24 protein-coding genes are annotated in these 26,990 nt (G+C 54.2%); 15 read left to right on the top strand and 9 right to left on the bottom strand.

Annotated features, from left to right (window positions below; all coding sequences use genetic code 11):
• Positions 1 to 86: 86 nt before the first annotated feature.
• On the top strand, positions 87 to 2,759 hold the full coding sequence (gene acnA, locus CKQ54_RS16230) for an aconitate hydratase AcnA (protein WP_120161423.1): 2,673 nt from the start codon (positions 87 to 89) through the stop codon (positions 2,757 to 2,759).
• 73 nt (positions 2,760 to 2,832) lie between these two features.
• Here acnA and ribA read toward each other — a convergent pair whose 3' ends face one another.
• Positions 2,833 to 3,423, bottom strand: a complete 591-nt coding sequence (ribA, locus tag CKQ54_RS16225; protein ID WP_095921676.1) for a GTP cyclohydrolase II — start codon at positions 3,421 to 3,423, stop codon at positions 2,833 to 2,835.
• A 291-nt stretch (positions 3,424 to 3,714) separates the two neighbouring features.
• Between ribA and pgpB the strand changes: the two genes are divergently transcribed.
• The 3 genes from pgpB (at position 3,715) to lapB (ending at position 6,230) form a co-directional block, all read left to right on the top strand.
• Positions 3,715 to 4,470, top strand: a complete 756-nt coding sequence (gene pgpB / locus CKQ54_RS16220) for a phosphatidylglycerophosphatase B (protein ID WP_120161425.1) — start codon at positions 3,715 to 3,717, stop codon at positions 4,468 to 4,470.
• Positions 4,471 to 4,742: 272 nt separating this feature from the next.
• Positions 4,743 to 5,054 (top strand): LapA family protein, encoded by a 312-nt coding sequence (locus CKQ54_RS16215; RefSeq protein ID WP_095925116.1) that lies wholly within the window; start codon positions 4,743 to 4,745, stop codon positions 5,052 to 5,054.
• A gap of 6 nt (positions 5,055 to 5,060) precedes the next feature.
• Positions 5,061 to 6,230 (top strand): lipopolysaccharide assembly protein LapB, encoded by a 1,170-nt coding sequence (gene lapB, locus CKQ54_RS16210; RefSeq protein ID WP_112288853.1) that lies wholly within the window; start codon positions 5,061 to 5,063, stop codon positions 6,228 to 6,230.
• Between the two features lie 47 nt (positions 6,231 to 6,277).
• Here lapB and CKQ54_RS16205 read toward each other — a convergent pair whose 3' ends face one another.
• Complete coding sequence (locus CKQ54_RS16205) at positions 6,278 to 6,565, bottom strand: Arc family DNA-binding protein (protein ID WP_112288854.1); 288 nt, start codon at positions 6,563 to 6,565, stop codon at positions 6,278 to 6,280.
• A gap of 191 nt (positions 6,566 to 6,756) precedes the next feature.
• Between CKQ54_RS16205 and pyrF the strand changes: the two genes are divergently transcribed.
• Both pyrF and yciH read left to right on the top strand, forming a co-directional pair.
• A complete protein-coding gene (pyrF, locus tag CKQ54_RS16200; protein ID WP_120161427.1) occupies positions 6,757 to 7,485 on the top strand; it encodes an orotidine-5'-phosphate decarboxylase in 729 nt (242 codons plus the stop codon).
• 11 nt (positions 7,486 to 7,496) lie between these two features.
• Positions 7,497 to 7,826, top strand: a complete 330-nt coding sequence (yciH, locus tag CKQ54_RS16195; RefSeq protein ID WP_112288856.1) for a stress response translation initiation inhibitor YciH — start codon at positions 7,497 to 7,499, stop codon at positions 7,824 to 7,826.
• 103 nt (positions 7,827 to 7,929) lie between these two features.
• Here yciH and osmB read toward each other — a convergent pair whose 3' ends face one another.
• Entirely contained in the window at positions 7,930 to 8,148 is a 219-nt protein-coding gene (gene osmB, locus CKQ54_RS16190; RefSeq protein WP_056780657.1) for an osmotically-inducible lipoprotein OsmB, read from the bottom strand.
• A 401-nt stretch (positions 8,149 to 8,549) separates the two neighbouring features.
• Here osmB and araD point away from each other — a divergent pair, with 401 nt between their 5' ends.
• Complete coding sequence (gene araD / locus CKQ54_RS16185; RefSeq protein ID WP_112288857.1) at positions 8,550 to 9,245, top strand: L-ribulose-5-phosphate 4-epimerase; 696 nt, start codon at positions 8,550 to 8,552, stop codon at positions 9,243 to 9,245.
• 32 nt (positions 9,246 to 9,277) lie between these two features.
• Here the strand turns inward: araD and CKQ54_RS16180 are convergent, their stop codons facing one another.
• The 3 genes from CKQ54_RS16180 to CKQ54_RS16170 all read right to left on the bottom strand — a co-directional run bounded on the left by CKQ54_RS16180 (position 9,278) and on the right by CKQ54_RS16170 (position 13,420).
• Positions 9,278 to 10,021 (bottom strand): DeoR/GlpR family DNA-binding transcription regulator, encoded by a 744-nt coding sequence (locus CKQ54_RS16180; protein WP_112288867.1) that lies wholly within the window; start codon positions 10,019 to 10,021, stop codon positions 9,278 to 9,280.
• 61 nt (positions 10,022 to 10,082) lie between these two features.
• Positions 10,083 to 12,515, bottom strand: coding sequence for a formate C-acetyltransferase/glycerol dehydratase family glycyl radical enzyme (locus CKQ54_RS16175; protein WP_120161428.1), 2,433 nt, complete (start codon positions 12,513 to 12,515; stop codon positions 10,083 to 10,085).
• A gap of 5 nt (positions 12,516 to 12,520) precedes the next feature.
• Positions 12,521 to 13,420 carry a glycyl-radical enzyme activating protein gene (locus CKQ54_RS16170; RefSeq protein WP_120161430.1) on the bottom strand — a complete coding sequence of 300 codons (900 nt, stop codon included), beginning with the start codon at positions 13,418 to 13,420 and terminating at the stop codon, positions 12,521 to 12,523.
• Positions 13,421 to 13,565: 145 nt separating this feature from the next.
• Between CKQ54_RS16170 and fsa the strand changes: the two genes are divergently transcribed.
• Positions 13,566 to 14,231: a fructose-6-phosphate aldolase gene (gene fsa, locus CKQ54_RS16165; RefSeq protein WP_120161432.1), complete on the top strand. Its 666-nt coding sequence runs from the start codon at positions 13,566 to 13,568 to the stop codon at positions 14,229 to 14,231.
• 260 nt (positions 14,232 to 14,491) lie between these two features.
• Positions 14,492 to 15,490 (top strand): 2-keto-3-deoxygluconate transporter, encoded by a 999-nt coding sequence (kdgT, locus tag CKQ54_RS16160; RefSeq protein ID WP_120161434.1) that lies wholly within the window; start codon positions 14,492 to 14,494, stop codon positions 15,488 to 15,490.
• A 614-nt stretch (positions 15,491 to 16,104) separates the two neighbouring features.
• Here the strand turns inward: kdgT and lsrK are convergent.
• Positions 16,105 to 17,697 carry an autoinducer-2 kinase gene (gene lsrK, locus CKQ54_RS16155; RefSeq protein WP_167459644.1) on the bottom strand — a complete coding sequence of 531 codons (1,593 nt, stop codon included), beginning with the start codon at positions 17,695 to 17,697 and terminating at the stop codon, positions 16,105 to 16,107.
• A 70-nt stretch (positions 17,698 to 17,767) separates the two neighbouring features.
• Positions 17,768 to 18,742, bottom strand: coding sequence for a transcriptional regulator LsrR (lsrR, locus tag CKQ54_RS16150; protein ID WP_112288400.1), 975 nt, complete (start codon positions 18,740 to 18,742; stop codon positions 17,768 to 17,770).
• A 231-nt stretch (positions 18,743 to 18,973) separates the two neighbouring features.
• Here lsrR and lsrA point away from each other — a divergent pair, with 231 nt between their 5' ends.
• The 6 genes from lsrA to lsrG are packed head-to-tail and all read left to right on the top strand — an operon-like array spanning position 18,974 to position 24,850.
• Positions 18,974 to 20,536: an autoinducer 2 ABC transporter ATP-binding protein LsrA gene (gene lsrA, locus CKQ54_RS16145; RefSeq protein ID WP_120161436.1), complete on the top strand. Its 1,563-nt coding sequence runs from the start codon at positions 18,974 to 18,976 to the stop codon at positions 20,534 to 20,536.
• Positions 20,530 to 21,606 carry an autoinducer 2 ABC transporter permease LsrC gene (gene lsrC / locus CKQ54_RS16140; protein WP_120161438.1) on the top strand — a complete coding sequence of 359 codons (1,077 nt, stop codon included), beginning with the start codon at positions 20,530 to 20,532 and terminating at the stop codon, positions 21,604 to 21,606. The genes lsrA and lsrC overlap by 7 nt, the downstream gene beginning before the upstream one ends.
• A complete protein-coding gene (lsrD, locus tag CKQ54_RS16135; protein ID WP_120161439.1) occupies positions 21,606 to 22,631 on the top strand; it encodes an autoinducer 2 ABC transporter permease LsrD in 1,026 nt (341 codons plus the stop codon). Before lsrC ends, lsrD begins: the two co-directional genes overlap by 1 nt.
• Positions 22,632 to 22,659: 28 nt before the next feature.
• Positions 22,660 to 23,661: an autoinducer 2 ABC transporter substrate-binding protein LsrB gene (lsrB, locus tag CKQ54_RS16130; RefSeq protein WP_369964279.1), complete on the top strand. Its 1,002-nt coding sequence runs from the start codon at positions 22,660 to 22,662 to the stop codon at positions 23,659 to 23,661.
• 19 nt (positions 23,662 to 23,680) lie between these two features.
• Entirely contained in the window at positions 23,681 to 24,556 is an 876-nt protein-coding gene (gene lsrF / locus CKQ54_RS16125) for a 3-hydroxy-5-phosphonooxypentane-2,4-dione thiolase (protein ID WP_120161441.1), read from the top strand.
• A 3-nt stretch (positions 24,557 to 24,559) separates the two neighbouring features.
• Positions 24,560 to 24,850 (top strand): (4S)-4-hydroxy-5-phosphonooxypentane-2,3-dione isomerase, encoded by a 291-nt coding sequence (gene lsrG / locus CKQ54_RS16120; protein ID WP_112288394.1) that lies wholly within the window; start codon positions 24,560 to 24,562, stop codon positions 24,848 to 24,850.
• Between the two features lie 686 nt (positions 24,851 to 25,536).
• On the opposite strand, the gene xylB is transcribed toward lsrG, so the two are convergent.
• Positions 25,537 to 26,988 carry a xylulokinase gene (gene xylB, locus CKQ54_RS16115; protein WP_120161443.1) on the bottom strand — a complete coding sequence of 484 codons (1,452 nt, stop codon included), beginning with the start codon at positions 26,986 to 26,988 and terminating at the stop codon, positions 25,537 to 25,539.
• Between the last annotated feature and the right edge of the window lie 2 nt (positions 26,989 to 26,990).

Raw genomic sequence — 26,990 nt, 5'->3', positions numbered from 1 at the left:
AACAATTATTTGTGTTATCTTTAACTATGCACTTATAAGCCAGCGGGTTATTCCTTAAGGCCACGCTGAGCGCTAAAGGAGAAGCTATGTCGTCTATTCGCAAGAACAGTCTGGATAAGCTGGCGGTCCAGAACAAGGAGTTCCACTACTACAGCCTGCCACTCGCAGCCAAAACGCTGGGTGATATCCAGCGCCTGCCTAAATCCCTCAAAGTGTTACTCGAAAATCTGCTGCGCCATGTCGATGGCGACACGGTCACGGAAAGTGATTTACAGGAACTGGTCAGCTGGCAGAAAACCGGCCATGCGGACAGGGAAATTGCTTACCGCCCGGCGCGGGTTCTGATGCAGGACTTCACCGGTGTTCCCGCCGTGGTCGATCTGGCGGCGATGCGTCAGGCGGTCAAACGGCTTGGCGGTAACGTCGAACAGGTAAACCCGTTATCGCCTGTAGATCTGGTTATCGACCACTCCGTAACGGTCGATGAATTTGGTGATGATCAGGCCTTTGATGAAAACGTCCGCCTTGAAATGGAGCGTAATAACGAGCGCTACCAGTTCCTGCGCTGGGGACAAAAAGCCTTCAACCGTTTCCGCGTGGTTCCGCCCGGCACCGGTATCTGTCATCAGGTCAACCTTGAGTACCTCGGGCAAACCGTCTGGTATGAAGAACAGGATGGCAAAACGGTCGCCTATCCCGACACACTGGTTGGCACCGATTCGCACACCACCATGATCAACGGTTTGGGCATTTTAGGCTGGGGCTGCGGCGGTATCGAAGCCGAAGCGGCCATGCTCGGACAACCCGTTTCCATGCTGATCCCGGATGTTGTGGGGTTCAAACTCACCGGTAAATTACGCGAAGGTATCACCGCGACTGACCTGGTGTTAACGGTCACGCAGATGCTGCGCAAACACGGGGTGGTGGGAAAATTTGTCGAATTCTACGGTGACGGACTGGCTGACTTACCGCTGGCCGACCGCGCCACCATTGCCAATATGTCGCCTGAATTCGGTGCCACCTGCGGATTCTTCCCGGTGGATGACGTCACCCTGAGTTACATGAAACTCAGTGGCCGCAGCGACGAGCAAATCGAACTGGTGAAAGCCTATTCTCAGGTTCAGGGCTTGTGGCGTAATGCCGGTGATGAGCCGGTGTTTACCAGTACGCTGGCGCTGGATATGGGGGAAGTCGAGCCAAGTCTGGCCGGGCCTAAACGCCCGCAGGATCGCGTGGCACTGCCCAACGTTCCCAAAGCGTTTAAAGCGGCGACGGAACTTGAACTGGGCAACAGCAAAGCGGGGCGCAGCGATAAAGAGACGTTCACGCTCGACGGCCAGCATTATGCCCTGACCACCGGCGCGGTGGTGATTGCCGCCATCACCTCTTGTACCAACACCTCGAACCCGAGCGTGCTGATGGCGGCCGGTTTGCTGGCCAAAAATGCCGCAGAAAAAGGTCTCACCAGCAAGCCGTGGGTGAAAACCTCGCTGGCGCCGGGTTCTAAAGTGGTGACCGATTATCTTAATGCCGCCGGTCTGATGCCGTATCTGGAACAACTCGGATTTAATCTGGTGGGTTACGGCTGTACAACCTGTATCGGTAACTCCGGGCCGTTGCCAGAACCGGTTGAATCGGCGATTAAAGCCGGTGATCTGACGGTCGGTGCGGTGCTTTCCGGTAACCGTAACTTCGAAGGACGTATTCATCCGCTGATTAAAACCAACTGGCTGGCATCACCTCCGCTGGTGGTGGCTTACGCGCTGGCGGGGAATATGAATGTCGATCTGACGACCGATGCGCTCGGCGAGGACAAAGACGGCAAGCCGGTGTACCTGAAAGATATCTGGCCTTCTGCTAATGACATTGCCAATGCGGTCGGGCAGGTGACGACGGAAATGTTCCACAAAGAATATGCCGAAGTCTTCAACGGTGACGCCAGCTGGCAGGCGATTCAGGTTGACGGCACGCCGACCTACACCTGGCAGGAAGATTCCACTTACATCCGCCATCCGCCGTTCTTCAGTGATATGAAAGCCGAGCCGGATGCGCTCGAAGACATCAAAGATGCCCGTATTCTGGCGATTCTGGCGGACTCCGTCACTACCGACCACATTTCACCAGCCGGTAATATTAAGGCGGAAAGCCCGGCGGGGCTGTATCTCAAACAGCATGGTGTCGAACCAAAAGCCTTTAACTCTTATGGTTCACGCCGTGGTAACCATGAAGTCATGATGCGCGGTACATTCGCCAACATCCGTATCAAAAACGAAATGGTGCCGGGTGTGGAGGGCGGTTATACCCGTCATATTCCTTCGCAGGATCAGCTGGCGATTTACGATGCCGCGATGCGTTATCAGCATGAAAGTGTGCCGACGGCGGTGATTGCGGGTAAAGAATACGGTTCGGGTTCAAGCCGTGACTGGGCAGCAAAGGGACCGCGTCTTCTTGGCGTGCGTGTCGTTATCGCCGAATCTTTCGAACGTATTCACCGTTCGAATCTGATCGGGATGGGGATTTTGCCGCTCGAATTCCCGCAGGGTGTGACCCGTAAAACGCTGAAACTGACCGGCGACGAGCAGATCAGTGTCAGCGGATTACAAACCCTGACCCCGGGGCAGGACGTCGCGGTGCATATCGTTTATGCAGACGGGCATAAAGAAACGGTCAATGCCCGCTGTCGTATCGACACCGGCAATGAGCTGACGTACTTCCAGAACGGCGGCATTCTGCATTATGTGATCCGCAAAATGCTGTAATACCTGACCTTCTGCCATAAAAAAGGGCACCTTCTTAAGGTGCCCTTAATATTTTCATCGGACTATAGAGCCGTTACTTATCGAGCAGATGACCCATTTTGGCCGCTTTGGTCGACAGGTAGCGCTCGTTTTCCGGATTACGGCCCACGATCAACGGGACGCGTTCGGTAATATGGATCCCGGCTTCTGTCAGGATTTCGACTTTCTTCGGATTGTTGGTCAGCAGGCGAACGGAATCCACGCCGAGCAGTTTGAACATGTCCGCACACAGCGTGAAGTCACGCTCGTCAGCGGCAAACCCGAGCTGGTGGTTGGCTTCGACGGTGTCGTAGCCTTTGTCCTGCAGCGCATAAGCACGGATTTTATTGAGCAAGCCGATGTTACGGCCTTCCTGACGGTGATACATCAGGATACCGCGGCCTTCCTCAGCAATGTGATTCAGTGCTGCTTCGAGCTGAAAACCACAGTCACAGCGCAGGCTGAATAAAGCATCACCGGTCAGACATTCAGAGTGAACTCGCGCAAGAACGGGTGTTTCACCGCTGATGTCACCAAAAACTAACGCCAGGTGGTCGTGCCCGGTGGCCAATTCTTCAAAACCCACCATCAGGAAATCGCCCCAAGGTGTTGGCAGATTGGCTTCTGCCACCCGTTTCAGCTGCATTTTACGCTCCAAAAAAACCACAAATAGTCTTGATTCACAGTGAGTATTTTACTTGTTGATGCGCATCCTACGTTCAGATGCGGCCTGTGGATAAGGAATCGGTGCCTTTCCATCATGACAGGGCACCATTTTGCCACAGTTTGCTGTTCATTTTAGCGGGAATATTTGAACGATTAGTTAATAAGTTATGAATTATAACTGCATCCTCAACAATTGAAGCGTTGAGAATGTGATGCAGTGACAACGTTGCTACACTCCAATTCTTTTTTACGACTGACGGAAAGGACAACTATGTTTGATATCGCCAAACGCACCGCTCTCGGGGCTGTAATTTTAATGCTGATGCCCGCAGCGGTATGGATAAGCGGCTGGCTCTGGGTGCCGGGAGGAAATCCGGCCGTGTTGCGCCCGTTGTATTGGGTCACTGAAACCGTGAGTCAGCCGTGGGGAATTATCACCACAGTGATCCTTTGTGGTTGGTTTTTGTGGTGTCTGCGTTTTCGGCTTAAACCCGCCATCGGACTGGGCCTGATTATCATCGCCTCTCTGCTGGTCGGGCAGTATGCGAAAGATTACATCAAGGGGGAAGTCCGTGAGCCGAGGCCCTATGTGGCGTGGCTGGGCACTGACCATCATATGGACGTTGAGGATTTTTACGCCCAGAAAAGGAAAGTGCGCAGCGCTCAGGTGAAAGAAGTGTTGGGTGATAACGTGCAAATCCCGCACTGGCTGAACAAAAGCTGGCAGAACGATACCGGATACGCATTTCCTTCCGGTCATACCATGTTTGCGGCTACCTGGGCTTTGTTAGGTATCGGGCTGTTATGGCGCCGTAAGCACTACAAAACGGTCACGGTGCTGATGGTGTGGGCAGTGGTGGTTATGGGCAGCCGCCTGATGCTGGGTATGCACTGGCCGCGTGACCTGCTGGCATCCGTGGGGATCAGCTGGATACTGGTGACGGTGGCCTGCTGGCTGACCGAACGTTACGTCGGCCCGCTGACGCCACCGCCGGCAGAAAATCAGGAAATTCGTGAGCGCGAATGACCGGAAAAACAGATAAGTGTTTGACACCAAAAGGGGCGCTCGCCGCGCCCCTTTAATTCCCCGTACTGAATCCCCATATACTTCTTATTGGCCTGATTGCAGTGATATGCGTAACTTCGGATATAGTCTTTAAAATTGGTCGAAGTTGATACAGACTGCATTTAAAGCCGCTGCAATATTTCCCAGCTTTGTTCGGAAATGCTAACTTATTAGGTCGGGACGAGAGTTTTTGGCATAATTCATCCGGAACATCCGGCATTACAGGAACGAATGTGAAATATCTGCTGATTTTTTTATTTTTGCTGGTCATCGTTGTGATTTCTATCACTCTGGGTGCCCATAACGATCAGACTGTGACCTTTAACTATTTGCTGGCGCAGGGTGACTATCGCGTTTCCACACTACTTGCCGTGCTGTTTGCCACCGGTTTTATCCTCGGCTGGGTCATTTGCGGGTTGTTCTATCTTCGCGTCCGTCTGTCACTTGGGCGCGCGCAACGTAAAATCAAACGTCTTGAACAACAAATTGAGCCTGCGGCTGTCGTTACGCCGCCAGCAGCATCTTATGATGTCAGCAAGGAATAATCCTCTATGTTAGAACTGCTGTTTCTGTTGTTGCCCGTTGCGGCCGCCTATGGCTGGTACATGGGGCGCAGAAGTTCTCAGCAGGATAAACAGGAAAATGCTAACCGCCTGTCGCGTGAATACGTAGCGGGGGTTAACTTCCTGCTTTCCAATCAGCAGGACAAAGCGGTCGACCTGTTCCTTGAGATGTTAAAAGAGGACAGCAGCACAGTCGAAGCGCACCTGACTCTGGGTAACCTGTTCCGCTCCCGTGGCGAAGTGGATCGCGCAATCCGCATCCACCAGTCACTGATGGAAAGCGCCTCACTGACCTTCGAACAACGCCTGCTTGCCGTCCAGCAACTGGGACGTGACTACATGGCTGCCGGTTTTTATGACCGCGCCGAAGACATGTTCAATCAGCTGGTTAAAGAGCAGGATTTCCAGCTGTTTGCACTTGAGCAACTGTTGATCATCCATCAGGCGACCAGCGACTGGCAAAATGCCATCGACGTGGCTGAGCGACTGGTCAAACTGGGTAAAGAAAATCGCCGTAAAGAAATCGCGCATTTCTGGTGCGAACTGGCCTTGCAGGCGATCGTTGCCGATGATTTTGATAAAGCGATGGGGCTGCTGAAAAAAGCGGCTGCTGCGGATAAACTCTGCGCCCGCGTCTCTATCATGCAAGGGCGAATTTTGCTGGCGCAGGGTGAATACCGCAAAGCGACAGAAGCCTTGCAGCGCGTGCTGGAGCAGGATAAAGAGCTGGTCAGTGAAGCGTTGCCGATGCTCCAGGAATGCTATCAGCACCTGAAAGATACTCTCGGTTGGGCTGAGTTCCTCAAACGTTGTGTGGATGAAAATACCGGTGCGGCTGCGGAGCTGATGCTGGCGGAAATCATTCATAATGAGGAAGGGCGTGAGACGGCGCAGAACTACATTAACCGTCAGCTGCAACGCCATCCGACGATGCGCGTGTTTCATCATCTGATGGATTACCATCTGGCGGATGCAGAAGAGGGTCGTGCGAAGGAAAGTCTGGTCTTACTGCGCGATATGGTAGGCGAGCAAATCCGTACCAAGCCGCGTTACCGTTGCCACAAATGCGGCTTTACCGCGCATTCATTGTACTGGCATTGCCCGTCATGCCGGGGCTGGGCGACGATCAAGCCTATAAGAGGACTGGACGGACAGTGATCTTTTGACTCGCTGTCCCTCCGGCTGTCTCGTTCTGATTCTCAGTGTTACTTTTTCTTGGTGCTCGTCTTACGCGTGCTCAGTAAGGTACGCAATTTCTTGATTTCTTTGGCGGTGAGGGCAGGTTCGCTTTCTTCCGCCAGATGCTGGTTATCAATCTCGTGTTCGGTCGCTTTGGCGGCCTTTTTGCTTTTTGGCGCAGCAGGATTAAAACTCTGTTCCAGGCGTGCTGCCACTTCTGCGCTTAATGAATGTTCTGCGTCAGCGGCGGCGTTTTTAATCAGTTCTTTTAATTCAACCGGGATTTTGACAGTCAGGGTTGTTATCTCACTCATTTTTCAGCCTTTCCTTAGAGTAAAAGTAACAAGCTATGCCAGCCTTGTTGCATCGTCTAGTGATTCACAAAAATTTAATAAATCTGTCACATTATGTGTAGCTGTGAATTCAGCGTCTTGCCATGTAAAATGCGGGCGGCAAAAAAATTATTTCCCCTTACTGATTTGAATTCACACAAGAGGCTGACGATATGAAGTCTGAAAATAACACTAACAACAACGACTTAAATACATCACCTATTGTTGTCGCACTTGACTATGCCGACAAATCCTCTGCGCTGGCGTTTGCCGATAAGATTGATCCCCGCGATTGCCGCCTGAAAGTGGGCAAAGAGATGTTCACGCATTTTGGTCCGCAGATGGTCAAAGATTTGCAAAGCCGCGGTTTTGACGTTTTTCTGGATTTGAAATTCCACGACATTCCTAACACTACCGCACGTGCCGTTGCCGCTGCGGCGGATCTGGGCGTGTGGATGGTGAATGTTCACGCCAGCGGCGGTGCGCGCATGATGACCGCAGCCAGAGAAGCACTGGCACCCTTTGGTAAAGATGCACCGCTGCTGATTGCAGTGACCGTGCTGACCAGCATGGAAGGCAGTGACCTGGCGGATTTGGGCATTACACTTTCACCAGCGGATTACGCCGAGCGTCTGGCGCGTCTGACCCGCGATTGTGGCCTGGACGGCGTGGTGTGTTCTGCTCAGGAAGCGACGCGCTTTAAATCTGCGCTGGGGCAGGCATTCCAGCTGGTGACACCGGGCATTCGTCCGGCGGGCAGTAAAGCTGACGACCAGCGTCGCGTCATGACCCCGCAGGAAGCGCTGGCAGCCGGTGTGGATTACATGGTGATTGGCCGTCCGATTACGCAGTCCGCCGATCCGGCGCAGACCCTGCGTGATATCCGCGCATCACTGCGTTAAGAGGGAGTCGTATGAGCAATGACAACAACAGCCGTCTGGTCTATTCAACCGACAGCGGCAGGATTGATGAGCCGAAAGCCGTCGTCGCGCGCCCGAAAGGTGACGGTATTGTGCGTATTCAGCGCCAGACCAGCGGTCGTAAAGGCAAAGGCGTGTGTCTGATCACCGGCGTTGATCTTGATGATGCAGCACTGGAAAAACTCGCGGCAGAACTGAAAAAGAAGTGTGGATGCGGCGGGGCGGTGAAAGAGGGCGTGATTGAGATCCAGGGCGATAAACGTGACCTGCTGAAACAGTTGCTGGAAGCGAAAGGAATGAAAGTGAAGCTGGCTGGCGGCTGATGTACTTAAGCTAATGTACTTGAGCTGATGTAAAGAAGGCTGATATAAACAAGAAGCTGCGCCGTTCGACAGCGCAGCGTCTTTCTGTTTTTTGATTCTGTTTTTATTTGCTGACCTGATGACCCACAATACCACCGACTGCTGCGCCACCTAATGTACCTAAAGTACTGCCATCAGTCAGAACCGCACCACCCAGTGCACCGGCACCGGCACCAATTGCCGTGTTACGGTCACGTTTAGACCAGTTACCGCAGGCGGTAACAGACATCGCAAGAGTCAGAACCAGTGCAATACTGGCAACGCGTTTATTTACGAGCATCATAGTTATCTTCCTCAAAGGATTAACGTTCAGCATCATTTATAAGTATAGGTAAGTTGCAGCGTTATCACCGAAATTCACCTTGTGATCCTTCACACTACTAATAAATTTTTTGGCTGTTCCGAACCTTTATTTATATTTCGTATCATCCGGACGCACTTTTGCATCCGTTGAATTAAAATAGTGAAACCACCATTCATTCACTAGGTGAATAATCTTAATTCACCAGCGCAAAGCGTCACCGGAGCACAAAAGACTAAAGCTGGCGACATTTCATCCCTCATCTCGCACGGCTGGCACTTTTGCGTTTGCAGCAGATCTGTACGCACTCTTTAGCGATTTGCCCCATACCTGCACACCCCCGCGACTCAGACAATAAAGCATCGCAATATGAGGGAACCAAGATGCTGAAACAACTTAAAGAGCAGGTATTAGAGGCCAATCTGGCACTTCCGCGCCACAATCTGGTGACCTTTACCTGGGGGAATGTCAGCGCTGTTGACCGTGCGCTCGGGCTGGTCGTGATTAAACCTTCGGGCGTGGAATACGACCACATGGGCGCGGACGACATGGTGGTGGTGGAACTGGAAACCGGCAAAATCGTAGAAGGCAGCAAAAAGCCGTCTTCGGATACCGATACCCATCGGGTGCTGTACCTCAATTTTCCGCAAGCGGGCGGTATTGTTCATACGCATTCGCGCCACGCGACCATCTGGTCGCAGGCTGGTCTGGACATTCCGGCCTGGGGCACCACTCATGCGGATTATTTCTACGGCAATATTCCCTGCACCCGCCGGATGACGGAAGAGGAGATTGCAGGGCGTTACGAATGGGAAACCGGTGAAGTGATCGTCAAAACCTTTGCGGAAAGAAACCTGTCACCGGCGGATATCCCGGCGGTTCTGGTGCATTCACACGGACCGTTTACCTGGGGAACCGACGCAGATAACGCCGTACATAACGCCGTCGTACTTGAAGAAATCGCGTATATGGGGATTTTCTCACGTCAGTTATCGCCGCAGCTGCCGGATATGCAGCCGCAACTTTTAGATAAGCACTATCTTCGCAAGCATGGAAAAAACGCTTATTACGGGCAGTAAACTACGGGCAGTAAACCTTTTGATGCCAAAGGTCAGCCCACAAGGCTGACCTGAATGCCAGCCGCAGAGAGCAGTTGCTGATACTCGGGTGACAATTTATCGTCAGTGATCACCCTGCTGAATGCGCTGACAGGGCCGAGCGGATTGAGATTGATCTGGCCGAATTTAGAGGAATCGGTCAGGACGATATTTTCCGCCCCTTTCTCCACCACCGCATTCACTACATCGGCGCGCAGCATATCGCGACCGGTAAAACCTGTTGCCTCTGTGAAACCGTCAATCCCCATAAACGCCTTGCTGAAATTCATTTGTTGCAGGCACAGTCTGGTCAGCGGGCCAACCACGGTCTGACTGGTTTTCTGATACATTCCGCCCAGCAGAACCACGTCACACGGCATACTTTTCAATAATGACGCCACATAACTGCTGACGGTAATCACGGTCAGATTCTTTTTGTCAGCCAGATATTGCGCCAGCAGGGCGATACTGCTGCCGCTTTCGAAAAACACAGTTTCTCCGTCCTGAATCAATGATGCAGCAAATCTCGCCAGTTTCTGTTTCTGTGCGAAATTCGACATCATGCGGGTATCCACGTCGTCAGTCTGGATCGCGACGGCAAAACCGTGGGCACGGCGCAGATAATGGCGCTGCTCCAGCTGGGTCAGATCATGGCGGATCGTGACTTCGGATACCTGACAAATCTGTGATAACTCAGAGACGCTGATACGTTGTTTGTCATTTACCCATTGCAGAATAATTTGTTGTCTGTCGTTCATAATCGCCCGAAAGTAAGGGCGGCCGGAACCGCCCAAAAAAAAGAAATATCAGTTGAGAACATTAAAGTGAGTGTTCAGTACGGGCGATAATATCATCCTGAGCCTCCGGCGATAAGGCCGTAAAGAACGCGGAATATCCGGCCACGCGAACCACAAGGTCACGATAGTTCTGCGGCTCTTCACGGGCTTTCAGTAACGTCTCGCGGGAAACAATATTGTACTGAACATGCCAGCCGTGATGTTCCTCGAAGAAAGTCCGCAGCATCAGCATTAACGTCTGGCGGTCATTTTCGTTTTCCAGTGATGCCGGATTGAGCTTCTGGTTCAGCAATACACCACCAAGAATTGCTTCGGTCGGCAATTTACCCAGCGAGTTAAATACGGCGGTCGGACCAAGATGATCGGTACCCGATGCCGGACTTGCGCCTTCGGCCAGCGGGGTAAAGGCTTTGCGACCATCCGGCGTTGCTGTGGTGGCTGCCCCGAAAGGCACATTGGCGGAAATTGACGATGTGCCCGCATAATACGTGCCGCCAATCGGGCCGCGTCCGAAGCGGGTATTGTGATAATTCGACAGTTCGTCGATATAACACTGATAAGCGCGTACCAGCAGATTATCTACGCCGTCATGATCGTTGCCATATTTCTCTGCGCCGTTAATCAGGCGTTGACGAAGACGCTCGCCATCCAGCCCTTCATAATCGGAAGCCAGCGCTTCAGCCAGTTCCTGCTGACCGATAGTTCCCTGTTCGAAGACCAGCTTTTTCACCGCCGCCAGACTGTTACCCAGATTGGCGATACCGACCTGCAAACCGGAAACCCAGTCATATTTCGCGCCGCCTTGCTTGATGGTTTTGCCGCGTTCAATGCAGTCATCGACCAGTGCGGAACATAAAATATCCTGCGCGTTTTCTTCCAGCACCGTATCGACCACGCATTCAATCTCGATTGATTTGCGGGTGTAATAACGGATCTGTTCATCCCACTGTGCAAAGACCTGTTCGAAGTTATCGAAATTACCCTGCGACAGACCGCGTTCCTGAGCCAGGAAGCGAGTATGGCTTTTCGCGTCTTTGCCTTGTTCCAGCGCCGCCAGCATGACACGAGCAAAGTTGATGAAACTCATGCCGGTGCAGCGGTATCCCCATTTGCCGCCGACCGCGGTTTCGATACAACCAATGGCTGCATAATCATAAGCATCTTGCTTTTCGACGCCCAGCTTAATGAATTCAGGTATGACGATTTCATCGTTGTTGAACGCAGGCATCCCAAAGCCGCAGCGGATCACCTGTACGCAGGCATCAAGGAAATCATTACTCATACCGGCGTGATAACGCACACTGAGGTTCGGCTGGGTAGAACGCAGTTGTCCGCAGGATTCCAGCACCGCGTAAGACAGTGGATTGACCGCATCCGCCGCCACGCCGTGATGCAACGTCTGGCCGCCGATGGTGACGTTCTGATAAAGCGGGCTGCCTGCCGACGCTTTTGAGTGCGTGCCGGAGCGAATTTTGTTTACTTCAAGCAGTTTCAGCCAGCAGCTTTGCAGCAGCTCAATCGCCTGGCCGCGTTCCAGCGTTTGTTCCAGTTCCACATCACGGCGGTAGAATGGATACAGATACTGATCCATACGCCCGAACGAAACGGAATGTCCGTTGGATTCAATCTGCAGAATCAGCTGAATGAAATAGCATAACTGCAACGCCTGCCAGAAATTCTCGGGTGGCCGGTGGGCAATCACTTCGCAATTCGCTGCCATGGTCAGTAATTCCGCACGGCGGTTTTCGCGGGTTTCAGAAATTGCCATTTCACGCGCCAGCTCAGCGAAGCGCATAATATGATGGCTGACGGCAGTCAGGGTGATATCAATGGCCTTCAGCAGCTGTTCTTTATGCAGATCTTCCCAGTCTGTCAGCTGAATGCGGCTGCGACGTTCGTCCACTTTATGACATAAACCGTCAAGCCCGAGTTCCAGCAGCAGCGGGAAATTCACCGCCAGATGCGCGTCTCCTGACGTCATATTCCCTTCAGCTTTCACGATCCCGCTTTCGAGCAGCGCTTTCTGTTCGTCGGTAAACATCCCGTAGCAACGGTCCTGAACCGTCTGACCACGCCACCACGGGCAGATTTCATGCAGAACTTTTTTGTTGGCTTCACTGACGGCAAAACCCGCGCCCGGCCGGTCCGCCAGCGCATCGATTTCACTTTCGATCCAGCCGACGGTATATTCCGGGAAAATCGGCGCGGCACGGACTTCACTGGCCTGGTTCCCGACGATCAGTTCATCATGCTTGATCCAGATAGTTCGCTGGCGCAAATGTTCAGCCAGCGCCAGGGCGCGACGCACCGCCAGCGGCTTGTCGGCATGTTGCTGATAAATCTGCGTGTAATGCTGCGCGCGTTCAGTACAGACCGGCGGTTTTACTATATGGATCAGCGCATCTTTGTGTGAGCGGATCCGGGCGGAAAGGGTATTCAGATTCAGCTGGGTCATTATTCTTATCCTCTTAACTGTGAACATAGCCCTTTTTGTGCGGCGTATTCTTCGGCAAACGTCAGCAGGTCAGGGTCATTTAACGGCTGGCGCGGAGCCAGATATGGTTGCCCGAGCAGGGCGTATTTATTGATGCCAAGTGTGTGATACGGCAAAAAGTGAATGGCTTCGCAGCCGGTTTCTTCAGCGGCAAAATCCACAATCTGCCGGACGGACGCACGGTCAGCATTGAAATCGGGAATTAGCGGAACGCGTACGATAAGCCGTTGTCCGGCAGCGGCCAGACGGCGAAAATTATCCATCACGCGTTTTACCGAGCCGCCGGTCAGGCGTCTGAAGGGTTCATCCCCGACATGTTTTAAATCGGCCAGCATCAGATCGAGCGCACCGAGTGAGGGTTCAATGTATTTCCACGGCACATGCAGACAGCTTTCCACCGCGGTGTGCAAACCTTCGTGTTTGCAGCGTTGCAGTAACGTTTGTGCCATCTGCGGCTGCATAAAAGGTTCGCCACCGGAAAGCGTGATGCCGCCACCCGTACGCTGATAAAAAGGTTTATCACGCAAAATTTGCTGCATCAGTTCATCGACATCTGCCTCACTTCCGCACACGCTCAGCGCGCCGGAAGGGCAGGTTTGTTCTATTTGACATAAATCTGCCGCAGTAAAATTTTCCTGCCGGACGCGGATCCTGCCATCCTCAACACTGACTGCATGTGGGAAGACCTGCGCGCAATAGTCACAGCCAGTGCTGCACAGGCGGGTATCGAACAAAATATCGTGGCTGGCGGAGCGACTTTCCGGATTCTGACACCAGGTGCATCCCAGCGAACAGCCTTTAAGGAAAACGACTGTGCGGATCCCGGGGCCATCATGTGTGGAATAACGCTGCACATTGAAAATCATCTCGACACTCCTTTGTGTTTTTTTCTTCTTACGTAATTTACATGCTTTCATTCGAAAGTGATTTTGATGATGATCAACAAATCTTCTGCTTGCAGGCGTACACTCACTGAACTTTGCATTTGCTCACATGTTTAAGGAGAGGGTTATGGAGTTGTATCTCGATACTGCTGATGTGGCTGCGGTCAAACGTCTTTCACGCATATTGCCGTTGCAGGGGGTGACGACAAATCCCAGCATTGTGGCGAAAGAAGGTAAATCGCTGTGGGAAGTGTTGCCTGCGTTGCGGGATGCGCTGGGCGGTAATGGCAAATTATTCGCGCAGGTGATGGCGTCTGATGCTGAACAGATGGTGGCCGAAGCGTTGTTACTGACGCAGCGCGTATCTGGTTTAGTGGTAAAAGTCCCCGTAACCCGTGAAGGTCTGGCCGCGATTAAAAAACTGAAAGGGATGAATATCCCGACCCTCGGCACCGCCGTTTACGGGGCGGGCCAGGGGTTATTATCGGCCCTGGCAGGGGCTGAATATGTCGCGCCTTACGTCAACCGTCTGGACGCGCAGGGCGGTGATGGTATTGCGGTAGTGAAGGAGTTGCAGACCCTGCTGAATCTTCATGCGCCACATGCAAAAGTGCTGGCGGCCAGTTTCAGAACGCCCCGCCAGGCGATGGATTGTCTGCTGGCCGGTTGTCAGTCAATCACTCTGCCGGTCGATGTTGCTGAGCAACTGCTCGATACACCGGCAGTGCAGGCGGCCGTCGAAAAATTTGATGCCGACTGGCGCCAGGCTTTCGGAACAACGTCAATCAGTTGATTTTCATTCCCGCCATACCGAACCCGCACAGGCGACTGCTGCGGGTTTTTTGTTTTCTGACAGACACCTTCTGAATAATAAAAATCTGAAAATGTGATTGCGCTCCGAAATTAAATATTGACGGAATAAATTAATAAAACTACCGATCTAAAAAATAGAAACATCGTTTCAATTTATGAGGCGAGTCACTTTTATACACCTGATAAATGGATAACGTAGCGGCATTCAGTGGTCCGTTACTTCTAATCAGGTGAAAAAATATGCACATTAAACGAGCGATAGAAAAAATTCCTGGCGGAATGATGTTAGTGCCTCTCTTTCTTGGTGCGTTGTGCCATACCTTCGCGCCTGATTCGGGCAAATATTTTGGCTCTTTCACTAACGGACTGATGACCGGCACCGTACCGATTCTGGCGGTGTGGTTCTTCTGCATGGGAGCCTCGATCAAACTGAGCGCAACCGGAACCGTGTTGCGTAAGTCAGGCACGCTGGTGGTCACGAAAATCGCGGTCGCCTGGGTTGTGGCGGCGATAGCATCACGGTTTATGCCGGAAAATGGCGTGGAGTTTGGTTTCTTCGCCGGGCTTTCGGTACTGGCGCTGGTCGCCGCAATGGACATGACCAACGGCGGCCTGTATGCCTCAGTAATGCAGCAATACGGCACCAAAGAAGAGGCGGGGGCTTTCGTCCTGATGTCTCTGGAGTCCGGCCCGCTGATGACGATGGTCATCCTGGGCACAGCTGGGATTGCGTCCTTTGAACCTCATGTTTTCGTTGGCGCGGTGCTGCCATTCCTGGTCGGTTTTGGCTTAGGCAATCTGGATCCTGAACTGCGTGAATTCTTCAGCAAAGCGGTACAAACGCTGATCCCGTTCTTCGCTTTCGCCCTCGGTAACACCATCAACCTGAGCGTCATTGCACAAACCGGTCTGTTAGGCATATTGCTGGGTGTGTCAGTCATTGTGATTACCGGTATCCCGCTGATCCTCGCCGACAAATTTATCGGCGGCGGTGATGGCACCGCAGGTATCGCCGCGTCCAGTTCCGCGGGTGCTGCCGTAGCGACGCCGGTACTGATTGCCGAAATGGTACCGCAGTTCAAACCTATCGCCCCGGCCGCCACGGCGCTGGTCGCCACCTCGGTTATCGTCACCTCAATACTGGTGCCGATCTTGACAGCGATGTGGTCAAGAAGAGTGAAAAACAAAGCAGTGAAAGGCAAAGTGGCGATGGATCCGCCGATGGCAAGTGTCAAATAACTGGGCGTTATGGCCTCTTAGTTATGGACTGTGATAGTTTCGGTTTTTTAGCACCGGTTATCATGCGGCTTTTCGCGCCGAAACCGACCAAGAGGGGTCATGACGGGCCCCTCTTGGATCTCCCACGTCTCTTAACTGCGCGCTATCGCAGGCACAACGGACATGTTCTGGTGAATTAGTAGGTGGCGCAAATCCAGGTGCTTCGCACTGCCTTCTCTCGGTCTTCGAGCCAATGGTCTCGAAGCCGCTCCGTTCAGCTGAATTTTGAGCACGCCAATAAACTCTTTTAAATGATAAAAGACAATCTGCCGTTGATTTTAAGATCGTGCGGGCGATTCAGAAAACTTGCTGAACGGAGCGGGTTCGAGACGTAGAGCTCGAACACCGGGAGAAGGGACCGCGTAGCGGCAAGCTTTCCAGCCTGTCACTGTAGTAACTGAAACATAGTATCTAGCGATAGCGCGTAGTGAAAGAGCCGGAGATTCTTAAGAGGCGCGGCGATAGGCGCCTCTTAAGGCCAGTTTGGGTGGCAGCCCAAGGTGTTGACCTTAAAGCTAGTGTGGGCGGCGAGCCCACGACCTTGACCTCAGGCAGCCAGTTTGGGTGGCTAACCCTCACAATCCTGGTGCTTTCCACATCGACGTCGTCAGCTGCCTGTCCACCAGCCCAAGCTGATCCGCATACACTTCCTGCCAGTTGGCTTTCTGCACCAGATATTTTGCGTGATTCGCCACATCCGGCTGATATTCCCGTTCCCAGCGCACCAGCGCTTCACCGGTGTCGGCGAGCGATGAATACACGCCTGCCGCGACACCCGCTGCAATCGCACAACCCAGCGCGGTGGCTTCTTTCACCACCGGCACATTCACCGGCACGCCGGTCACATCACTTAAAATCTGACACCATAATTTGCCCTTCGAACCGCCGCCGGAGAACACCAGCGATTTGGCGCGTACGCCGGAGAATGCGGCGATCATATCCAGATTGCAGGCTGAGACGATGGCAGCGTTCTCTTCCAATGCTCGGAACAGCACCGGTTTGTTGCACTTTTCAGGATCGATGGAAAGATTGATGAACGACGGGGCGGCGTGATACCAGTTCTTGAAATGCATCGCATCCGAGAATACTGGCGTCACGCCCCAGGCACCGACGGGTACCCGCGCCGCCATGTCTTCCAGCAAACTGTAGGCATCCACGCCAAGACGATGCGCCATGGTTTTTTCTTCCGTACAAAAAGCATCGCGGAACCAGCGCATGGTCAGGCCGGTGAAGAAACTGATGGATTCAGCCTGCGCCATGCCGGGAATGACGTGCGGATTGACGCGGATATTCATCTCCGGATCGGTGACCGCTTGCGGCAGATTGACGATTTGCTGCCAGAATGTACCACCGAGAACCGCCGTCTGACCGGGACGCACCAGCCCGAGGCCGAGTGTGCCAAGTTGCGCATCGCCACCGCCCATGCCGACCGGCGTACCGGCTTTCAGGCCGCAGGCATCCGCGGCGCGGGACGTCACATAGCCGAGGCGGGTACCGGTTTCTGCCACCGGCGAAAGCATATCGGCGCGAAGCCCCGCCATATCCAGCAGCTCAGGCCGCCAGTTGCGGGTAGCTAAATCCAGCATACCGGTGGTGCCGGCGTTGGACGGGTCTACTGCCAGCTCGCCGCTGAGCATATACGCCAGCCAGTCGCTGATCATCGTGATGGTGGCTGCCTGCCGGTAAATGTCAGGCCGGTGATGCGCCAGCCACAGCAGACGCGGCATTGCGCTCAGTGCCAGCGTCTGGCCGGAGCATTCATAGACTTCGCGTTCAAATTCGAAATCATGGATTTCTTTTAATTCGGAGACTTCACGGCTGGCGCGGGCATCGACGTTGGCACACGCCCAGACAGGCTCGCCGGATTTGTCGTACAGCACGATGCCCTCGCGCATAGAACAGGCGGCAACGGCACGGATAGCGGAAGCAGGAAGATGCGCCTCATGCAGTGCCTGGCGAATACACTGGCAGGCCAGCTGCCAGTTTTTTTGCAGATCAAACTCCATCGACCCGGGAACATCCGGCACGGCCAGATGGATCCACTCAGCTTGTCCGGCGGCAATCTGCTCACCTTCAAGATTGAAAATTACCGCCCGGATGCTGCCGGTACCGGCATCCAGCGCCATCAGATAGCTACGATCGTCGTCAGAACTCAGGGTAGGGGTCATCGTGATGTTCTCTCGTGCCAGTTTATCGGGCACCGGTTACCTGACCGCCACGCCCCTCACTCCCTGCGGGTCAGCCGAGCAGCGCCAGCATGGCTCTTGCTGTGCTCTCTTCAGTCACCAGTGCGTTAATTCGTTTGCCTTTCAGTGCGGCGACAATTGCTTCGGCCTTCTCGACTCCGCCCGCCACGCCTAATACGGTCGGAATGCTGGCCAGTTCGTCCGGTGCGACGGCAATCAGTTCGTCGTGGATCGCCATGTTTTCCGCCAGCTCCCCATTGCGCTGCATAAAGAACCCGAGAATGTCGCCTACTGCACCTTTACGGCCAAATAAAAGCTGTTCGCCTTCGCTGATATAACCGGAGCGCAAAATGGTCGCCTCCTGTTTCTGGTTCAGCGAACCGATGCCGACGACGGCGATATCCGCAGCGCAGGCCGCCAGCATCACATCGTGAACGTTACGTTCCTGACGGAAAATAGTCGCCACGCTGGCTGATGATGCCCGCAACGGCGCGGGAATAATGCTAACGCCACAGGCTGCATCAAGCTGCCCGATGCCGGTCATATACGGACCGACTCCGCCGGAAAGCGTCACCATACGGATCTGCTGAGAGGCGATAAACCCGCTCAGATGCTGCAAGGTGCTCATGGCGGTTTCGCCAAATCCCACGGCCAGCAATTGCTCTGGTTTTAACATCGTCATCAGCATATGCGCCGCGCCGACGCCCAGTCGTGCGCTCAGCGAACCGTCGGCAAGCTGGGGCAACACACGAACCTGCTGCAAACCAAAGCGCTCAAGCAGCGTGTTTTCCAGCGACAAACAGCCCTCAAAACGCGAGTTGATTTGTACGCGGATCACCCCGGATTGCCGGCCTTTTTCCAGCAGGCGCGACACTTTAAGCCGCGTCAGCCCGAGCCGTTCACCAATCTCATTCTGGGTCAGGCCGTCGTGGTAATAGAACCACGCGGTGCGCGCCAGCAGTTCCTCTTCACCCATGCTGAATTCCGGATGGTTAGTCAAATCGGAAAGCGTTGTTTTGTCATTCATAGTGAACACTTATCAAAATGTAGATCAATTGTTCGTTAACGAAATGTTGTTAACTGTGATGTGTTTGGCAAATTTCAAATGATTAATGCCTGAATCATAACGCAGAGTATATGAGTTGAACAAACTGTGATCAGCGCAAAAGTTTTCCGCGGCATCACAGACTAGCTTTATGAACATTGTTAAACAATAAATACATTTGTTCAATTGGTGTATCTCACCTGAGGCCAGCGTATGCAGTCCAGCGAAAACTCATCAGCAGACGCACCATCCCCGGACCTGCTGTTGCAGGTCAGCGGTGTCAGTAAAAGCTTTTCCGGTGTTGCGGTGCTGAAAGATATCGATTTCAGCCTGCAACGCGGTGAGGTACATGCACTGCTGGGCGGGAATGGCGCGGGAAAATCGACGCTGATGAAAATCATCGCCGGTGTCGAGATTGCCGACCGGGGCGAAATGCGACTTGGCGGCGCGCCGCTGGTGGCGCTGACACCCGCCAAAGCACATCAGGCAGGTATCTATCTGGTGCCGCAGGAACCGATGCTGTTTCCGAGCCTCAGCGTGCGCGAAAACATTCTTTTCCGTCTTCCCGCACACCAGGCCAGCGAGAAAAAACTGCAACAGTCGCTGACTGAACTGGGCTGCAATCTGCCGCTCGGTTCCCTGGCCGGAACGCTGGAAGTGGCGGATCAGCAACTGGTGGAAATTCTGCGCGGGCTGATGCGTGATGCGCGTTTGCTGATCCTTGATGAACCGACGGCTTCGCTGACTCCCGCGGAATCCGCCCGCCTGTTTACGCAGGTTAGACACCTGACGGCGCAGGGCGTCGGCGTGGTGTTCATCTCGCACAAATTGCCGGAAATACGCGCCATTGCCGACCGGGTGAGCGTGATGCGCGACGGTAAAATTGCGCTCAGCGGCGCGCTTTCTGAGCTGGATAACGATGCGCTGATTGCGGCTATCACACCGCAAACGCAGGCCGCGGCGCTGCCCGCAGAACAAAAGCTGTGGCTGGATTTACCGGGATCACGGCGTAATTCGTCGGGAAACCAGCCGGTCTTGCAGGTGCAAAATCTGACCGGTGAAGGGTTTATCAATATTTCATTCAGCGCCCGCGCCGGGGAAATCGTCGGGCTGGCAGGCGTTGTCGGCGCTGGGCGCACCGAACTGGCCGAAACCCTGTATGGCCTGCGGGATGCACAAAGCGGTCAGGTGCTTTTGTTGCAACAGGACATCAGCGGGTTTAGCACCTTACAACGTCTTAGAAAAGGGCTGGTGTATTTGCCGGAAGACCGGCAGGCGTCCGGCCTTTATCTGGATGCGCCATTGAGCTGGAACACCACATCGCTCACCTTCAACCGTCAGAGCTGGTGGCTGAATATCAAACGTGAGGCGGCAGTGCTGGAGCGTTATCACCGTGCGCTGGGTATCAAATATCGCGACGGGTCGCAAACTGCCCGCACACTTTCCGGCGGCAATCAGCAGAAATTGCTGATTGCGAAATGTCTGGAAGCCCAGCCTGCGGTGCTGATCGTCGATGAACCAACGCGCGGAGTCGATGTTTCTGCGCGGGCGGATATTTATCAGCTGCTGCGCAATGTCGTTGAACAGAACGTGGCGGTGATCCTGATTTCTTCTGATCTGGATGAAATTGAAGGGCTGGCCGACCGGGTCTTTGTCATGCATCAGGGCGAAATGAGTGGCGAGTTGCAGGGCAGCGACATCAACGTCAGCAACATTATGCACATCGCGTTTGGTAATCACGCCAAAACCCCCGCCACCGGAGGATCCTCATGCTGAAGCGGATACAAAACAACCGTGAACTGACCGCGCTGATGGCGATCATCGCCTTGTTTGCCTTACTCGGCGCAATGGACAGGCAGTCGTTCAGCTTTCAGACGCTGAGCATGATTTTCGGCAGCGCGCAAATTTTGATGTTGCTGGCGATGGGCGCGACGGTGGTGATGCTGACCCGCAATATCGACGTGTCGGTCGGTTCCATTACCGGCCTCTGCGCCGTGACGCTGGGGGTTTTGCTCAACGGCGGCATGAACCTGCCGCTGGCCTGTGTGGTAACTCTCGGCACCGGTTTGCTGGCGGGATTATTCAACGGCGTGCTGGTGGCCTGGCTGCGCATTCCGGCGATTGTCGCCACTTTAGGCACGCTGGGTTTATACCGCGGGCTGATGTTGCTGATGACCGGCGGCAAATGGATTGAAGGCTTACCTGCCGGACTGAAATCGTTATCCGAACCGGTGTTTCTCAGCGTTTCATCGCTGGGCTGGCTGGTGATGGTTTTACTGGTGGCGATGTTCTGGATGCTCAGCCGTACCGTATTTGGCCGCAGTTTTTACGCGGTGGGCGATAACTTACAAGGTGCGCGGCAACTGGGTGTCGCTGTGAACCGCGTACGCATTCTGGCGTTCGGCATCAACGGCATGATGGCGGCCATCGCCGGTATTGTCTTCGCCTCGCAAATCGGTTTTGTGCCTAACCAGACCGGAAGCGGACTGGAAATGAAAGCCATTGCCGCCTGCGTACTGGGTGGTATCAGCCTGCTCGGCGGCACCGGATCTATACTCGGCGCGGTGCTCGGCGCGTATTTCCTGACACAAATCGACAGCGTGCTGGTGCTGTTGCGTCTTCCTGCCTGGTGGAACGATTTTATCGCCGGACTGGTGCTGCTGGCGGTGCTGGTATTCGACGGCAGATTGCGGCAGGCGCTGGAGAAAAACCTGCGGCGTCAGAAGTATTCACGCTTCCTGACGGCCAGTCCGCCGCTTCAGAAGAAAACTGCTGAACGTAAATCTCAGCCATCAAAAAATACCAGCCGCCGGTTAAGTACCGGCAAAAAGAGCGGGGTGATGTGATGAATAAACTCCAACAATATGGCTGGGAAATCGCGCTGCTGGCGTTACTGGTCATCGAAATCTTACTGTTCGGTTTCGCCAATCCGCGCATGCTGGATGCAAATACGCTGCTGTTCAGCACCAGCGATTTCATCACCATCGGAATTGTGGCATTGCCGCTGACCCTGGTGATTGTCAGCGGCGGCATCGACATTTCCTTCGGTTCGACCATCGGCCTGTGCGCCATCGCGCTCGGCGTACTTTGTCAGGCTGGTGTGCCGCTGGCACTGGCGATCATCATGACGCTGGCGCTTGGCGCGGCCTGTGGTTTGCTGAATGCGGCTCTGATCCTTTATACCGGCGTTAACCCGCTGGTCATCACGCTTGGCACGCTTTATCTGTTCGGCGGCAGTGCCTTACTGCTTTCCGGGCTGGCGGGCGCGACGGGTTTCGAGGGTATCGGTAATTTCCCTGATGCGTTCACCAACTTTGCTAATCAGGTGGTGCTGGGTCTGCCGATGCCGCTGGTGATCTTCCTGCTGGCGACGCTGTTTTTCTGGTTGCTGATGCACCGCAGTCGCACCGGTCGCAATGTCTTCCTCATCGGACAGAATGCCCGCGTGGCGCGCTATGGCGCATTGCCTGTCAGCCGCACGGTGTTTGCCCTTTACGGGATGACCGGCCTGGCCTCCGCGGTCGCCGCCATCCTGATGACATCCTATTTCGGCTCTGCCCGTTCTGATCTCGGCAACGCTTTGCTGATGCCTGCTATCACGGCGGTCGTGCTTGGCGGCGCCAATATCTACGGCGGTTCAGGTTCCATTCTCGGCACGGCGCTGGCGACGCTGCTGATCGGGTATCTCCAGCAGGGCTTGCAGATGGTCGGCGTCTCCAGTCAGGTTTCCAGTGCGCTGTCCGGCGCGCTATTGATCCTGGTGGTCATCGGTCGTTCCGCCAGCCTCAACCGTGGTCTTATCCGCAGTGTTTTCCAGCGTTATCGCCAGCGCTGGTCTGCGCCTTCTCCTTCCTTGACGTCTTCTAAATAAGCCGGGGTTAATGATGAAAGCCAACACAATGAAAACCTTACTGATTGCCAGTGCCGTAAGCCTCGCCTGCGTGAGTGCGCAGGCGGCAGAACGTATCGCCTTTATCCCAAAACTCGTGGGCGTCGGCTATTTCACCAGCGGCGGCAATGGCGCGACGGCGGCGGGGAAAGAACTGGGTGTGGACGTCACGTATGACGGCCCGACCGAACCGAGCGTTTCCGGTCAGGTACAAATGATCAACAACTTCGTCAATCAGGGATACAACGCGATTGTGGTCGCGGCGGTATCACCGGATGGCCTGTGTCCGGCACTTAAACGCGCCATGCAACGCGGCGTGAAAGTGCTGACCTGGGATTCTGACACCAAACCAGAATGTCGCTCGATTTACATCAATCAGGGCACTCCGCAACAGCTCGGCTCGATGCTGGTGGACATGACGTCCAGCCAGGTAAAGAAAGAAAAAGCCAAAGTGGCATTTTTCTACTCCAGCCCGACGGTGACCGACCAGAACCAGTGGGTAAAAGAGGCGAAAGCCAAAATTGCCAAAGAGCATCCGGGCTGGGAAATCGTGACCACGCAATACGGCTATAACGATGCCACCAAATCGCTGCAAACCGCCGAAGGGATTTTGAAATCATACGGTGATCTCGACGCGATTATTGCACCAGACGCCAATGCATTACCGGCAGCCGCACAGGCGGCGGAAAACCTCAAACGCACCAACGTGACCATCGTCGGCTTTAGTACGCCAAACGTCATGCGTCCGTATGTTGAACGTGGGACGGTGAAACAGTTCGGCCTGTGGGACGTGGTCAGTCAGGGCAAGATTTCGGTTTACGTCGCCGATCAGTTACTGAAAAAAGGCGAACTCAATGTAGGTGACAAACTGGATGTGCCAAACGTCGGATCGGTAGAAGTCGTGCCGAACAGCGTGCAGGGCTACCAGTATGAGGCCAAAGGCAACGGCATCGTGTTACTGCCGGAACGCGTGGTCTTCACTAAAGACAACATCGGCAAATACGACTTCTGACGATTAAGGAGAAATGAACATGGCAGATCTGGACGATATCAGAGACGGCAAGAACTTCGGCATCGGCACGCCGCAGGACAATCATGCGTTTTTCCTCAAAGGCAGCGGTCAGCTGGACTGGGGAATGCAGTCGCGGCTGGCGCGTATTTTCAATCCGGAGTCCGGGCGTACAGTGATGCTGGCGTTCGACCACGGCTATTTTCAGGGCCCGACGACCGGCCTTGAGCGTATCGATATCAATATTGCACCGCTGTTTGCGCATACCGATGTACTGATGTGTACCCGTGGCGTGCTGCGCAGTGTGGTTCCGGCGGCGGTCAATAAGCCAGTGGTAATGCGCGCTTCCGGCGGTAACTCGATTCTGACTGAGCTTTCCAATGAAACCGTAGCCGTAGCGATAGAGGACGCGCTGCGCCTGAACGTCGCGGCGATGGCGGCGCAGGTGTATATCGGCAGTGAATATGAGCATCAGTCGATTAAAAATATCATTCAGTTAGTCGATCAGGGGATGCGCTACGGCATGCCGACCATGGCGGTGACCGGCGTCGGCAAAGACATGGCGCGTGATCAGCGTTACTTCTCGCTGGCAACCCGTATTGCGGCTGAAATGGGCGCGAACATTATTAAAACCTATTACGTCGATGAAGGTTTCGAACGCGTCGCGGCGGGCTGTCCGGTGCCGATCGTGATTGCAGGCGGTAAAAAGCTGCCGGAACGCGAGGCGCTGGAAATGTGTTTCAACGCTATAGACCAGGGCGCATCCGGTGTGGATATGGGGCGTAACATTTTCCAGTCAGAATCGCCAATCGCCATGCTGAAAGCTGTGAAAGCGGTGGTGCATGAAAACGCCAGCGTGGCGCACGCATACGAACTGTTCCTGAGCGAAAAGGGGTGAATCATGGAAGTGACACTGGTCGAAATTAATGTTCAGCCGGAAAAGGTGGATGAGTTTCTGGAAGTGTTTCACGCCAATCATTCAGGTGCGGTGAAAGAACCGGGTAACCTGAGGTTTGATGTGTTGCAGGACGAAAATGTACCGACGCGATTCTTTATCTACGAAGCCTATCAGGATAATGATGCTGTGCTGGCGCACAAGAAAACCCCCCATTATCTGAAATGCGTTGAAGCGCTTGAGGGGATTATGTCGGAGCCGAGGAAGAAGACAACTTTCAAGGGGATTTACCCTTGACCTGTAATTTCTAACCGCAACTGCAACTGCAACTTCAAAACCGTGGGCGTCGGCCCACACCGACAAAACCTTGGGTTGCCACCCAAACTGGCCTTAAGGTCAAGGTCAAGGTCGTGGGCGTCGGCCCACACCGACTTGGGGGGCGGCCTATCGCCGCCACCCCCCAAGACCCCCCGGGCTCTTTCACTGCGCGCTTCGCTCGCTGACTATGTTTCATCAGCCGCAGTGATAGCCGCAAAACCCCGCCGCTGCGCGGTTCCCTTCGTTCGGGTTACAACCCGCGTAAAAGACACGCGGTTTTCCACCTCTCCCTCCGGCGGTATTTTGGAACCGGCCTCAGGCTTCTACTTCGCAACCTTACTGATTTTGATATGAAAAGCGGATTGGTTTTGACTTTAAGATCGCGCGGGCGATTCAGAAATCTTGCTGAGCGGAGCGGCCTGGAGACCAGAGGCTCCAGGACCGAGAGAAGGCACCGCAACGCGGCAAGATTTCCAGCTTGTCACTGCGGTATCTGAAACATAGCCAGCGCGCGGATCACGTGTTTGAAAAAGCGAGGGGAGTTCAGAGGGGAAAAGCCTTTCCCCTCTGGTCGGTTTCGGCACTGTGCGTCAGGTGACCGCTGCACTTGAGAAACCGAAACCTTCTCGATCTAATGTTGATTAAATCTCCCTTGTAATGGCCAATTACATCAACCCTTCAAGCCTCACATATAACTCCCTGAACACTTTCCTCCGCTCCGCATATGCCGTGTGCTTAACACTGTCTGGTTCATGCACTTGCTCAAGTGCCAGCTCCGGCAGGAACTGTTCCAGCGGTTTACCCGCATTCATCGCAATTTGCGCCAGACGCGCTGCGCCCAATGCCGGACCGACATCGCCGCCGGTGCGGTATTCCAGCGTCTTACCGCTGATATCCGCCAGCATTTGCCGCCAGTAAGGGCTCCGGGCACCGCCACCAATCAGCGTGATGCTGTGCGGTTTCAGACCGGTTGCGTGCAAAACGTCCATTCCGTCTGCCAGGGCGAATCCCACACCTTCAAGTACCGCGCGGGCAATATCAGCAGGGCCGTGCTGATGTGTCAGGCCAAACAACGTTCCTTTGGCATTCGGATTATTGTGCGGCGTGCGTTCACCGGAGAGATACGGCAGGAACCAGACAGGAGAGTCGGCGGGTTGAGTTTTCTGAGCCAGAGTGATCAGTTCACCCACTGAGGCGGTGCCGGTCAGATTCGCGGCCCAGTCCAGACAGGATGCGGCACTGAGCATAACCGACATCAGATGCCAGGTGTCCGGCAGCGCGTGACAGAAACTGTGTACCGCCTGTTGCGGATTACTCAGAAATCCGTCGCTGACCGCGAAATACACGCCGGACGTGCCAAGAGAAAGCATCGCCTGACCCGTCTTGTATAACCCGACACCTACCGCTCCAGCAGCATTATCACCGCCACCGGCGATGACTGGCACACAATCCATTCCCCAGCGGGAGGCGAGTTCTGGCAGTAACTGACCGGTAATCTGATTGCCTTCGAAAAGCTCCGGCATGTGTTTACGCGTCAGGCCGGTTGCGCTGAGCATTTTGTCACTCCAGTCGCGTTTCGCCACGTCGAGCCACATCGTGCCTGCGGCGTCAGACATATCGGAAGCAAAAACGCCGGTCATCAGCCAGCGAAGATAATCTTTGGGCAGCAATACTTTGTCTATTTTCGCGAACAAGTCAGGTTCGTTTTCGCGCAGCCAGAGGAGTTTTGGTGCCGTAAAGCCGGGCATCATCAGGTTGCCGGTTATCTGGCGGGAGTCCGGGAGATCCGCTTCCAGTTTCCCGCACTGGCTGAAACTGCGGCCATCGTTCCATAAAATTGCCGGGCGCAGAACCTGATGCTTTGCATCAAGAACCGTGGCGCCATGCATCTGACCCGTCAGGCCGACCGCTTTTACGCTTTGCAGGGCATGTTGCTTAGATAACGCAGACACCGCGCGGTCTGTTGCTGTCCACCAGTCGGCCGGATTTTGCTCAGACCACAAAGGATGGGGACGGGAAAGGGTTAACGCCTCACTGTGGCTGGCGACCACCCGACCTTCTTCGCTGAGCAAAATGGCTTTGACGCCAGACGTGCCGAGATCTATTCCGAGATACATAT

The sequence above is a fragment of the Rahnella variigena genome, assembly GCF_003610915.1.
Classification (GTDB): Bacteria; Pseudomonadota; Gammaproteobacteria; order Enterobacterales; family Enterobacteriaceae; genus Rahnella; species Rahnella variigena.
Note: the sequence above shows the minus strand (reverse complement) of the source record. Positions and strands in the feature narration are given on the sequence as shown.